This window comes from Promicromonospora sp. NPDC060204 (assembly GCF_042728455.1).
Taxonomy (GTDB): Bacteria; Actinomycetota; Actinomycetes; order Actinomycetales; family Cellulomonadaceae; genus Promicromonospora.
Map to the genome: position 1 here is coordinate 29,955 of NZ_JBHWZO010000016.1, position 11,372 is coordinate 41,326.

An 11,372-nucleotide genomic window follows, 5' to 3' on the forward strand; every position below is an offset into this window, starting at 1 on the left:
GTCGGGCCAGCGGTCCGTCAGCGCTTGCGGGTGCCGAACAGGGAGCGCGTCAGCTCGCGGACCAGGACCGTGCCCGCCGTCTTGGCCAGCGACGTGACCACGCGGTTGCGGTCGCGGGCGGCCTGCTCCTTGTGGCGGGCCTCCGTCTTCTCGCGCGTGGCCGCCTCCTTCTCGAGCCGGGCGCGCTCCTTGGCCAGCTCCCGCTCGTCCTCGGCGGCAGTCGCCGAGCCCTCGGCGGCGGCGCGACCGGCGGCCTGCTCCTGCGCCTTCGCCTGCAGCAGCTCGAACGCGGACTCCGCGTCGACCGGCGTGCCGTACCTCGCCTGGCCGGGGGAGGCCGCGACGACCTGGTCGATCGCCGCGTCTCCCGCGGGGTCCATCGAGGCCTGCGGCGCCCGCACCCGCGTCCACGCGACGGGGGACGGCGCGCCCTTCTCGGTCAGCACGGTGACCACCGCCTCACCCGTGCCGAGCGACTGCAGCAGGCGCTCCAGGTCGTACGGCGACGTCGGGAAGGTGCGGGCCGCGGCCCGCAGCGCCGTGGCGTCGTCGGGCGTGAAGGCGCGCAGCGCGTGCTGCACCCGGTTGCCGAGCTGGGCCAGGACGTCGGACGGCACGTCCTTGGGCGACTGCGTCACGAAGAAGACGCCGACCCCCTTGGACCGGATCAGCCGCACCGTCTGGACCACCTGCTGCAAGAAGTCCTTCGAGGCACCGGTGAACAGCAGGTGCGCCTCGTCGAAGAAGAACACGAGCTTCGGCTTGTCGGCGTCGCCCACCTCGGGCAGGTCCTGGAAGAGGTCCGCGAGCAGCCACATGAGGAACGTCGAGAAGAGCTGCGGCCGGTCCTGCACAGCGGGCAGCTCCAGCACACTGAGCACGCCGAGGTCGCCCTTGGTCGCGATCAGGTCCGACGTCGCGAACGCGGGCTCGCCGAAGAACGCGTCGGCGCCCTGCCCCTCCAGCCCCACGATCTCGCGCAGGATGACGCCCGCCGTGGCCGCCGAGACAGCGCCGATGCCCTTGAGCTCACCCTTGCCCTCGTCCGAGGTCAGGTAGGCGATCACCGACTGCAGGTCCTTCAGGTCCAGCAGCGCCAGGCCCTTCGTGTCGGCCCAGTGGAAGATCAGCGTGAGGCTCGACTCCTGCGTCGCGTTCAGGCCCAGCACCTTGGACATCAGGAGCGGCCCGAAGTCGGTGACCGTCGTGCGGATCGGCACGCCCTTGCCGATCCCGCCGAGCGAGTAGAACTCGACCGGGTACTGGGTCGGCCTCCAGTCCTGGCCGATGCTGGCCGCGCGCTCCGCGACCTTCGGGTTGTCCGGACCGGGCAGCGCGAGCCCCGACAGGTCGCCCTTGACGTCCGCCAGGAAGACCGGCACCCCGGCCAGCGACAGCCCCTCGGCCATGCCCTGCAGCGTCTTGGTCTTGCCGGTTCCCGTGGCGCCCGCCACGAGGCCGTGCCGGTTCAGCATCGAGAGCGCGAAACCGACCTGGACCTGCGGGTTCGGCGTCGCCTCGCCGCCGGGCTCGCCCTCCAGGAGAGCGCCCAGCGGGAGCGTGGCCTCCGCCGCGTAGCCCGCGGCGACCTCGGCCGCGTAGCCGTCGAGCGGGGCGTCGGGGGCCTCGTGCGCCTCGGACGACGCCGGTGCTGCCTCCTCCGGCCCGCCCGTCTCCGGGGTCGCGGGCGCGGCTGTCCGTTCCGCCTCCTCGAGGGCCTTCTGGGCCGCCGCGGCGGCCTCGCGCAGAGCGGCGAGATCTGGCGTCGATGCATCGGGCATGTCTCGGATGCTAAGTCGGCCCCTGGTGCGGCGCGCGGGGAGGCTCCCGGGCGTTTCGCCGTCGGGTTCCCCGCACGGTTAGAGTGTCGCGGTCATGCGCAACCGTCGTCGTCCTTCCCGCCCGGCACCCCAGGAGGTGCGGGTCGTCACCGACTCGACCGCCTGCCTCCCCGCTGGTTCGACGGGCGGCCCGGTCGTGGTGCCGCTGCGCGTCCTGGTGGGCGACGAGGCCTACGCCGAGGGCGAGGACATCACGCCCGACCGGCTGGCCGAGCTCGTCGCCGAGGGCGAGCAGGTGACGACGTCGCAGCCGTCCCCCGAGACGTTCGCCGCCGTCTACCGCACCCTCGGTGAGCAGGGCGTCCGGTCGGTCGTCTCGGTGCACCTGTCGGGTGCGCTGTCGGGCACCGTCGGCTCGGCGGGCACCGCGGCCGCGCGGTCGCCCCTGCAGGTGCGCGCGGTGGACTCGCGGACGGCGGCCGCGGGCCTCGGCTTCGCGGCCCGCGCTGCGGCCGAGTGCGCGGCCGCCGGGGCCGACGCCACCCACGTCGCCACGCGGGCCATGGAGGTCGCCGCGACGGCCCACGCCGTGTTCGTGGTGGACACGCTGGAGCACCTGCGGCGCGGCGGACGCCTCTCCGGCCCGGCGGCCGCGCTCGGCACCGTCCTCGGCGTCAAGCCCATCCTGCGGCTGTCCGACGGCGCGATCGAGCTGGCCCAGCGGGTGCGCACGCGCGCGGCCGGCGCCGAACGGCTGCTGGAGCAGGCCGCCGCGTTCGTCGCCGAGGCGGAGCGCCCCGTCGTCGCCGTCCACCACTTCGGCGCGCACGACCGGGCGCTCGCCCTGGCCGGCCGCCTCCACACCCGCACGCGGGCAGACGTCGAGGTCACGCCGCTGAGCGCGGTCCTCGGCGTGCACGTCGGCCCGGGCACGCTCGCCGTTGTCGTCGCGGACCTGGGCGACCACGCGCACTGACGCCTGCGGTGCTCAGCGGGACAGGACCTCGCGCAGCCTCGCCGCGAACTCGACCGGCTTGTCGGCCGGCTGGCCGTACTCCCCGCCGCCGAACCCGCCGTGGCCGCCCGGGAAGACGACCGGCTCCGCGTCGAGCAGCGCCGCCGTGGCGCGGGACGACCGACCCGTCAGCTCCTCGCCCGTGTCCTCCCCGACGGCGATCAGGACGTCAGGCGTGCCGGCCTTCAGGGTCGCCCAGGCCGGCTCGTACGGGGGCAGGGTGAGCATGTTGACGCCCAACAGCAGGTCGTCGCGTGCGCCGTCGTCCTCGGTGGGCAGGCCGAACATTGCCGGGTCCGGGTCGGGCTGGGCGGCGTAGTCCGCGGTGAGCTCACCCGCGGCCATGACCAGCGCGATGAACTTGGCCATCCCCGCGCCGAAACCCTTCGCCTGGTAGGTGTCGTGGATGTCCGTCATGGCCGCGACCACGGCCGCACGGTCCGGGAGCACGCTGGGCAGCGGCGGCTCGTGCGCGACGACGGTCCGCACGTCCTCCGGGTGGGTCGCGGCGAGGTCGAGGGCCACGACGGCGCCGCCGCTGGAGGCAAAGAGGTCCACCGGGCCACCGCCGACGGCCTCGATGACCCGGTGCACGTCGTCGGCATGGTTCGACATCACGGGCATGTCGGAGCTTGAGCGCGTGCTGCGCTCGACGCCGCGCGGGTCGTAGGTCACCACGGTGCGGTCGGTGAAGTGGCCGGCCAGCGTGGTGAAGCCCTCGGCGCCCATCGGCAGGCCGAACAGCAGCAGCGGCGGCTCGTCGGTGGGGGTCGCGGCCTCACGCACGTCATAGGTCAGCACGGCGCCCGGTACCTCGAGGGTGTGGGTCTTCTTGTCGGTCATGGTGCTCGCTCCTGGTCTGTTCCGCGTGGTCCGGGTCTGCGGGTTCCGCTCGGGTCCGCATGCGGTCGTCAGGTCCGACGACGGCGCCGGGGCGAACTCATCGGTGCGCCGGGACGAAACTCGCCGGCCGGCCGGACGGACCCTCGGGACGGTGTCGTGCGGGGACGAGCCCGACCACAGGGGGCTCTTTTCGACGTGTGTGCACAGACGAGCCTCGCTGCCCGTCCGAGGCGTGCGCCGCCCGCCTAGCGTCCTGGGACATGCAGCCAGAGACCGCGCAGCAGCGCCGCCCAGACCCCTGGCCGTTCGGCCCGGTGCGCGGGTCGGACGGCCCCGGATCCTTGCCCGGCGGGGAGTCGACCGCGGAGTCACCCGTGCCGTCGCGCGCGCGGCCCCCGGACGATCCGTGGGCCGCCGCCCCGGCAGCGTCGCCGGCGGGTGAGGACGATGCCCGAACCGAGACCGACGACCTGGTGGCGCGGCTACGTGCCCGACGATCCACCTCGGGCGTGGCCGCCGCCTACGCGGCGGCGCACGGCCATCCCGCCGACCCGCGGGCCGAGCAGGGCGCCCGCCGGTGGGCCCTGACCGGCACGACGGCGGTGGTGGCCGTCGTGACCGTGCTGCTGCTCGGGCTGGGCGTGGCGGCGCTCTCGCTGCGGGGCGGCGACGTCGAGGCCCTGGCCCCGGTCGCCGCCGACGAGGGTCCGGACGGCGCGTCGGCGAGCTCCAGGGCGGGCGGGAACGAGGCCGTGAGCGGGTCCGGCCCGTCGTCGGAACCAGGCGGCTCGGGCGGGTCGGGTGGGCCGGGCGCCGCGGAGGGCCTTCCGGGCGAGGCGGGCGGCGACCTGCTGGTGCACGTGGTCGGCGAGGTGGCCCGGCCGGGCCTGGTCACCCTGCCCGACGGCGCCCGCGTGGCCGACGCCGTCGAGGCCGCCGGCGGCGTGACCCGCAAGGCCGACCTGACCGCCGTGAACCTGGCCCGCGCGGTGGTCGACGGTGAGCAGCTGTACGTGCCGAAGCCGGGGGAGCCGGTGCCGGGAGCTGCCGCGCAGGGCGCCGGCGGGGCGACCGCCTCGGGCGGCGGTGGTAGCGGTGCCGGGAGCGCGGGCGGTGCGGCCGGCGCCGTCGACATCAACGCGGCGGACGCCGCCGGGCTGGAGGCGCTCCCCGGCGTGGGACCGTCGATCGCACAGGCGATCGTCGAGTGGCGCGAGACGAACGGTGCTTTCGCGAGCGTGGACGAGCTGGACGACGTGCCGGGCATCGGTCCGGCCACCCTCGACGAGCTCCGTGACAGCGCGCGGGTGGGGCCATGACCGACCTGCGCATGGTGCCCGCCGCCCTCGCGGTCTGGGCCGTCGCCTGGGTGCTGACCGGTCCCGGGGAGCGCTGGAGCGGCCTGCTCGCGGGGCTGGCGGCGGCTGTACTCGTCGCTGCCTGCCTCAGGATCGCGGTCCTGGGCGGCCTGGGTCGTGATGGCCTGTCGGTATCTCGTTCCCGACGGGCGGTGACCGGGGGACGTGCGCTGACCGATGGACGTGCGGTGACCGGCCGGCTGGCGGGGCACGTCCGGCCAGGGCACGCCCGGCGAGCCTGGCTCGTCCTGCCGGACGGGCTTCCGCAGCCGGGCCGATACACCTCCACAGGCTCGCCCGCCGGGACAGCCCGGCCCTCGACCACTACCGCCCTCGTCGCGCACGCCGCCCTCGCCGCGGCCTGCGTCCTCGGGGTCACGGCCTCCGCGCACGTCCAGCTCGCGGGCCGTGCGCCGCTCGCCGGGCTGGCCGAGCAGCGCGTGACGGCGACCCTGGTCGGCGTCGTGGTCTCCCAGCCCGAGCCGTTCGCCTTCGCCCCGGGCGCCGGGCAGCACCGCTGGGTGCTCGCCGCACGCGCGGTGGACGCCCGCGGCGTCGGGTCGGCGGCGCGGGCCCACGTCCAGGTGCTGTCCGATGCCGTGCCCCGGTACGGGGCGACCGTGACCGTCTCGGGCGGGCTGCGCCCCGCCGACCCCGGCGCGGCCGAGGCCGCCCGCCTGAACGCCGAGAGCACCGCCGAGATCCGGGCGCCGCCGTCCGCCCTCCGCGTGCTCGACACCCATCGCGCGGCGCTCCTCGACGTGACCGACCCGCTGTCCCCGCAGGCCCGCGGGCTGGTGCCCGGCGCCGCGATCGGGGACACGACGCGGCTCCCGGACGACCTGTCCGAGGAGATGCGCACCACCGGGCTGTCCCACATCACGGCGGTGTCGGGGGGTCATTTCGCCGTCGTCGTGACCGTCCTGACCCTGCTCTGCTCCGTGGCCCGGCTGCCGAGACCGGTCAGGGTGCTCGTCATCGCGCTCGCGTCCCTCGCCTTCGTGCTGCTGGTCCGGCCCGAACCCGCCGTGCTGCGGGCAGCGGTCATGGCGGCGTTCACCCTGACCGGGGTGGCGCTCGGCCGGCCCTCCCAGGCCGTCCCGGCGCTCGCGGCGTCGGTGGTCGGGCTGCTGGTGGTCGACCCGTGGCTGGCCCGCTCCTTCGGGTTCGCGCTGTCGGCCGCTGCGACGGCGGGGCTCGTGCTGCTCGCGGCGCCGCTGGCCGCGCGGCTGGCCCCCTGGACGGGGGAGGCCCTGGCGTTCGCCCTGGCCGTGCCGCTCGCCGCGCAGGCCGCGTGCGGCCCGGTGCTGGTGCTGCTCGACCCGTCGGTGTCCACGGTCTCGGTGCTCGCCAACCTGCTGGCGGGGCCGGCCCTGGTCCCGGCCACCGTGCTCGGGCTGGTCGCCACGGTGCTCGCGCCCTGGCTCCCGGTCGTCGCCGGGTCGGTGGCCTGGGCGGCGAGCGGCGCCACCTGGTGGATCGCCGCGGTCGCGCACCGGTGTGCCGCTCTTCCCGGCGCGACCGTTCCCTGGCTCGGTGGCCCGGTCGGTGCGGTCCTGCTGGCAGTGCTCACGGGACTGGCGTTGTGGGCCCTGCTGCGCCGGGGTCCGGACCGCGGCTGGCCCGAGTCGTGGCGCGCGACGGCCCGCTCCGGCCTGCGCGAGGTTGTGCGTGAGGTCGTGCATGGCGCGCCGCGCGGCGCCCCGGTCGCTGCCTCGCGCAGCGCCCTGCCGGGCACACGGCGGGGCGCCCTGCGCGAAGTCCGGACGCTCCGGCGGCCGCTCACACGCGCGCGCTTCCTCCTGCTCCTCGCGGCCGCCTCGGCGGCGGCGCTGGTCGTCGCCCTCGCAGTACCCCGCCTCGCGGCCCGCTCGGGGATGCCGCAGGACTGGCAGGTGGCGGCCTGCGACGTCGGGCAGGGGGACGCGCTCGCCCTGCGGACCGGTCCGTCGTCGGCCGTGGTCGTGGACGTCGGCCCGGACGGGCCCGCCGCCGACCGCTGCCTCGACCAGCTCGGGATCACCCGGGTGGACCTGCTCGTGCTCAGCCACTTCCACGCCGACCACGTGGGCGGTCTCCGTCCTGTGCTCGCCGGGCGGGAGGTGGTCGCGGCACTCGTGTCGCCGGTACCGGAGCCTGCCGCGAACGCCGCGGCGACCGAGGCCGCGCTGGGCGCCGCGGGTGTACCGGTCCGGGTCGCGGGGACCGGCGACCGGGGAGCCGTCGGGAGCCTTGCCTGGCGGGTGCTCCAGGCGGGCGCCGGTACGGGGGCGAATGACTCGAGCGTCGTGCTCGCCGCCCGCGTCGCCGGGCTGGACGTGCTGCTGCTCGGCGACCTGGAGGACGCCGGACAGGAGGCGCTGGTCCCGCAGGCGGGTCGCTTCGACGTCGTGAAGGTCGCGCACCACGGGTCGGCGGTGCAGTCCCGCGCGCTCGCGGAGCGGGTGCGTCCTGCGGTCGCCCTCGTCTCGTCCGGTCGGGGCAACGAGTACGGGCACCCGACCGACGAGGCGCTCGACCTGTACGCCGGTGTCGGTGCGGCGGTGGTGCGCACCGACGAGTGCGGAACCGTCGCGCTGGTCGTGCGCGGAGGGGAGGTGTCGCTGGCCGGTTGCTGAGCGGTCGGGCAACGGGACGGCCGCCGAGTGCCCTGTGCCCCGACCCCGCGGCGGCACGAGGCCCGCCGGCGAGCGGCGGCCGGTACGACTCGCCCCGGTCCCGCCGCAGGCCACACGGGCACTCGTACACGAGACCGCGACACTTCGCGAAACGTTGCGGATCCTGAACACGGCCCTAACGTGGGGGGAGGACGGGTGAAGTTCCGTCAGCACGTACCAGGGGGCAACGTGGTCGAATCAACCCGAACCGCCCGGCGGCACCGCCGGATCATCGCGGTCACAGCGGCAGTGGCTCTCCTCGTTCCGGCGGCGGCGCTCAGCGCCGTAGGTAGGGACCAGGCGAGTGCACAGCTCCAGCTCCGCGAGGAGCTGCTGGAACAGTCGGTCGTCACTGAGGTCTCCGAGACCGACCAGGTGGTCCGCGTCGACACCACGCAGGACCCGGAGGCTGCCGCAGAGTGGCTGGACGAGTCGGCCGAGGTGCTGGACGGCTGGACCGTCGTCGTGGGCGGGGCGGAGCCGCGGTCCGGCGAGGAGCGTGCGGCGCTGGACGAGCAGCAGGCGGCGGGCGACACGCCTCCGGACGCCTCGTGCCCGGAGGTCCCGGAGGGTCCGCGGTCCGAGGACGGCTCGACGACACCGGTCCTGGGCTGCGGCACCGGTAAGGACGTCCAGCTCACCGCGGGGGCGGCGCGCGCGACGCAGGGCGGTCCGTCCCGCACGCTGGGGACCGCCGTCGACGACGTCCTGGCGTCCTACCTCCCGGGCGCGGACCTGCCGGCCACGAAGGTGCGGCTCAGCAAGGGGCACGCCACGGTCGACGTCGGCGCCGGGTTCGAGCAGGCGCTGTCGGACGCCGGGGTCTACCCGGGCGACGTCTGGCAGGCGCTCCTGTTCACGGCGTACAGCAACGGGGACGTCGACTCGGTGAAGTTCACGCTCGACGGGGACTGTCTCGCCTTCGCGTACGCGACGGGCGGCGACATGTGCGCGTCGACCGACCTGCCGATCGATCTCGGCTGAGGGGGTGGCGATGCGAAAGACTCTTCGACGGCTCGTGTCGGTGCTCACCGTCGTCCTCGTGGGGGTCGCCGGGTTCCTTGTGACGGCACCCACGGCGTCCGCGGACGTGACCTACGTGCCGGACAACTGGAACGGCAAGGTGGTCTACCTGTCGCAGGCGTGCCACGACCGCGGGGACACCGTGTGCCACGACAACACCGGCTGCGACGGCTTCAGCGAGAACATCAACTCCTACAAGGTCGCGATGTCGACCATCAACGGCGGCAGCACGGACCACCTCAGCCTCCTGGAGCGGGGCTACAAGGTGGTCCGGGGCAACGGGCTCACGCGGAAGAACATCGCCAGCTCGAACCGGTTGGGGGCGGACCTGCACATCCCGCTGCACTCCAACGCCATCAGCGCGTCCTGCGAGTCCGGCAAATCGGCGTCCCGGTACGGCACGCACGCCATGTACGTGTCGAGCGCCGGCAAGGAGTGCGCGGCGAAGATCGTGCAGCGCGTCGGCGCGAGCAGCCCCGGCACCAACGACACCCGGCAGTACCGGACGGACCTGGGCGAGCTGAACCAGACCAACGCCGTCGCGTGCTACCTGGAGCAGGACTTCCACGTCTGGCAACGAGGGGTGAACTGGATGCGCGACCGCGACTCCTGGAGCTGGCGCCTGGCCATGGCCGTCGACGTGTACATGGGGTACCCCTGATGCGCGCCCGGCAGGCCACCGCGGTGGCCGCCGTCGCCGTGGCCCTGCTCCTGCTGGCCGGCTGCACCGCGGCCCCGACGGGGCCGGGCGCATCGGGGCCGTCGCGCGGGGCAGGCGCGACGACGGAGGAGAGCCCGTCGCCGTCGGGCGACGCGGACGACTCGGACGGCTCGGACGAACCGGAGATCACCGTGCGGGCCGCCGGCGGCGCCTGGCTCGTGCGGGGCACGGGCTTCGCGGGCGGCAACCAGTACCTGGTCCAGTGCGTCGGCGGGACGACGGCGGGGGCGAGCGCGCTCGACGAGTGCGACATGTCGACCAGCGAGCAGGTGGTCGCCGACGAGGGCGGCCGGATCACCGCGACCCGTCAGGCGCGGGCGTTCGTCAACGTGGGCTCGGTCTCCGAGGTGGACTGCACCGGCGACCCGTGCGCGCTGGCCGTCGCCGACCTGTCGGACCGGGTGCTCGCCGCGGCCCCGGCGCCCCTGCCGGGCGGCTCGGAGCCGCCGGACGCGCCCACGCTCACGCTGTCCGAGCGGGAGCTCGACGGCGACAACGGCCGCGTTACGGTGACGGGCAAGGGGTACGCGGCCGGTGCGACCGTCCGGATCGTTCAGTGCGCCACCACCTCCGACGGCGCCGTGGACGGGGACAACTGCCTGTACGACGACGGGAAGCGCGTGATCGCCGACCGCGCGGGCACGCTGGTCACGCAGCTCCCCGTGGTGCGGGAGATCGAGCTCGTCGACGGGGGAGTCGCCGACTGCGCCGAGGCGGGCACGTGCGTGATCGCGAACGCATGGACCGACGGCGGACGGATCGCCCTGGCCGACCTCGTCTGGGAGTAGAGCGGAGACCGGCCGCTGTGGGTGGCGCGTGGCAGGCTGTGTCCGTGCCTCCCGCAACCAGACGCCGTACCGCCACCGCTCCCGCCGGCCGGAGCTGGGACGAGCCGACCCTGGCTCCCATCGTGCTGGTCCGCGGTGCCGAGCCGCTCCTGACCGAGCGCGCGGTGGACGGCGTGGTGCGGCTCGTGCGCGAGCGTGACCCCGACGTCGAGAAGGTGGAGCTGGAGGGGGCCACGTACGGCACGGGCCAGCTCATGGTCGCGGCCAGTCCGTCCCTGTTCGGCGAGGCCAAGGTCGTGGTGGTCCGCTCGACGGAGTCGGGCACCGAGGACCTCATGGCCGACCTCATCGCGTACGTCGGCGCGCCCGACGCGGAGACCACGGTCGTCGTCGTGCACGGCGGCGGGCAGCGCGGCAAGAAGATGCTCGACACGATCACGGGCTCCGGCGCGCCGGTCATGGTGTGCGAGCCCGTGACGAAAGACGCGGAGAAGGCGTCGTTCGTGGTGGGGGAGTTCAAGGCGGCTCGCCGCCGGGCGGACGCCGAGGGTGTGCGTGCCCTCGTGGACGCGCTGGGCAGCGACCTGCGCGAGCTCGCGGCGGCGTGCGCACAGCTCGTCGCGGACACCACGGGCACCATCACGGCCGCCACGGTGGACCGGTACTACGGCGGCCGGGTCGAGGCCACGGGCTTCCGTGTGGCCGACGCCGCGGTGGCGGGCGACGCCGGTGGCGCCGTCGCGCTGCTGCGGCACGCCCTGGACACGGGCCTGGACCCGGTGCCGATCGTCGCGGCTCTGGCGCTGCGCCTGCGCAACCTGGCCAAGGTCGCCTCGATGCGGGGCGGCGGGCTGTCGGCCCGAGACCTGGGCATGGCCCCCTGGCAGGTCGACCGCGCCCGCAAGGACCTGCGCGCCTGGACGCCGGAGGGCCTCGCGGCGGCGATCTCCGCCGTCGCGCAGGCCGATGCCGACGTGAAGGGCGAGGCGCGGGACACGGTGTTCGCCGTCGAACGCGCGGTCATGACGATAGCCCGCTCCCGCCGCGCGTGACTGACCCGCGCGACACCCGCGCCTGACTGACCCCCGCTCCCGCCGCGCCGCCGCCGTCGGCCACGCCGCCGCGCACCGCGCCGTCGCGATGTGCGCTTCTACCCCGTCATTGGGCCCGAAAACAGCCCTGTTTC

General features: G+C 75.2%; 9 protein-coding genes. 7 read left to right on the top strand and 2 right to left on the bottom strand.

Going from position 1 to position 11,372, the window contains the following annotated elements; all coding sequences use genetic code 11:
* Positions 1-17 precede the first annotated feature (17 nt).
* Positions 18-1,781 (bottom strand): helicase HerA-like domain-containing protein, encoded by a 1,764-nt coding sequence (locus ACFWEJ_RS03955; protein WP_377227903.1) that lies wholly within the window; start codon positions 1,779-1,781, stop codon positions 18-20.
* 94 nt (positions 1,782-1,875) lie between these two features.
* Between ACFWEJ_RS03955 and ACFWEJ_RS03960 the strand changes: the two genes are divergently transcribed.
* Positions 1,876-2,757 (top strand): DegV family protein, encoded by an 882-nt coding sequence (locus ACFWEJ_RS03960; RefSeq protein WP_377227904.1) that lies wholly within the window; start codon positions 1,876-1,878, stop codon positions 2,755-2,757.
* Positions 2,758-2,769: 12 nt separating this feature from the next.
* Here ACFWEJ_RS03960 and ACFWEJ_RS03965 read toward each other — a convergent pair whose 3' ends face one another.
* On the bottom strand, positions 2,770-3,639 hold the full coding sequence (locus ACFWEJ_RS03965) for an alpha/beta fold hydrolase (protein ID WP_377227905.1): 870 nt from the start codon (positions 3,637-3,639) through the stop codon (positions 2,770-2,772).
* Positions 3,640-3,899: 260 nt separating this feature from the next.
* Between ACFWEJ_RS03965 and ACFWEJ_RS03970 the strand changes: the two genes are divergently transcribed.
* From ACFWEJ_RS03970 to holA, 6 genes are all read left to right on the top strand, one after another.
* On the top strand, positions 3,900-4,958 hold the full coding sequence (locus ACFWEJ_RS03970) for a helix-hairpin-helix domain-containing protein (RefSeq protein WP_377227906.1): 1,059 nt from the start codon (positions 3,900-3,902) through the stop codon (positions 4,956-4,958).
* Positions 4,955-7,615 (top strand): ComEC/Rec2 family competence protein, encoded by a 2,661-nt coding sequence (locus tag ACFWEJ_RS03975; RefSeq protein WP_377227907.1) that lies wholly within the window; start codon positions 4,955-4,957, stop codon positions 7,613-7,615. The genes ACFWEJ_RS03970 and ACFWEJ_RS03975 overlap by 4 nt, the downstream gene beginning before the upstream one ends.
* A gap of 288 nt (positions 7,616-7,903) precedes the next feature.
* Complete coding sequence (locus ACFWEJ_RS03980) at positions 7,904-8,638, top strand: hypothetical protein (RefSeq protein ID WP_377227908.1); 735 nt, start codon at positions 7,904-7,906, stop codon at positions 8,636-8,638.
* Positions 8,639-8,648: 10 nt separating this feature from the next.
* Positions 8,649-9,338 (top strand): hypothetical protein, encoded by a 690-nt coding sequence (locus ACFWEJ_RS03985; RefSeq protein WP_377227909.1) that lies wholly within the window; start codon positions 8,649-8,651, stop codon positions 9,336-9,338.
* Positions 9,338-10,186 carry a neocarzinostatin apoprotein domain-containing protein gene (locus ACFWEJ_RS03990; RefSeq protein WP_377227910.1) on the top strand — a complete coding sequence of 283 codons (849 nt, stop codon included), beginning with the start codon at positions 9,338-9,340 and terminating at the stop codon, positions 10,184-10,186. Before ACFWEJ_RS03985 ends, ACFWEJ_RS03990 begins: the two co-directional genes overlap by 1 nt.
* Positions 10,187-10,230: 44 nt before the next feature.
* Positions 10,231-11,238 carry a DNA polymerase III subunit delta gene (gene holA / locus ACFWEJ_RS03995; RefSeq protein WP_377227911.1) on the top strand — a complete coding sequence of 336 codons (1,008 nt, stop codon included), beginning with the start codon at positions 10,231-10,233 and terminating at the stop codon, positions 11,236-11,238.
* Positions 11,239-11,372 lie beyond the last annotated feature (134 nt).

Excerpts from the sequence above, each read along its gene's own strand:
- ACFWEJ_RS03975 (WP_377227907.1), top strand. The coding sequence starts at position 4,955 with ATGACCGACCTGCGCATGGTGCCCGCCGCCCTCGCGGTCTGGGCCGTC.
- ACFWEJ_RS03955 (WP_377227903.1), bottom strand. The coding sequence starts at position 1,781 with ATGCCCGATGCATCGACGCCAGATCTCGCCGCTCTGCGCGAGGCCGCC.
- ACFWEJ_RS03970 (WP_377227906.1), top strand. The coding sequence starts at position 3,900 with ATGCAGCCAGAGACCGCGCAGCAGCGCCGCCCAGACCCCTGGCCGTTC.
- ACFWEJ_RS03990 (WP_377227910.1), top strand. The coding sequence starts at position 9,338 with ATGCGCGCCCGGCAGGCCACCGCGGTGGCCGCCGTCGCCGTGGCCCTG.
- ACFWEJ_RS03960 (WP_377227904.1), top strand. The coding sequence starts at position 1,876 with ATGCGCAACCGTCGTCGTCCTTCCCGCCCGGCACCCCAGGAGGTGCGG.
- ACFWEJ_RS03985 (WP_377227909.1), top strand. The coding sequence starts at position 8,649 with ATGCGAAAGACTCTTCGACGGCTCGTGTCGGTGCTCACCGTCGTCCTC.
- ACFWEJ_RS03965 (WP_377227905.1), bottom strand. The coding sequence starts at position 3,639 with ATGACCGACAAGAAGACCCACACCCTCGAGGTACCGGGCGCCGTGCTG.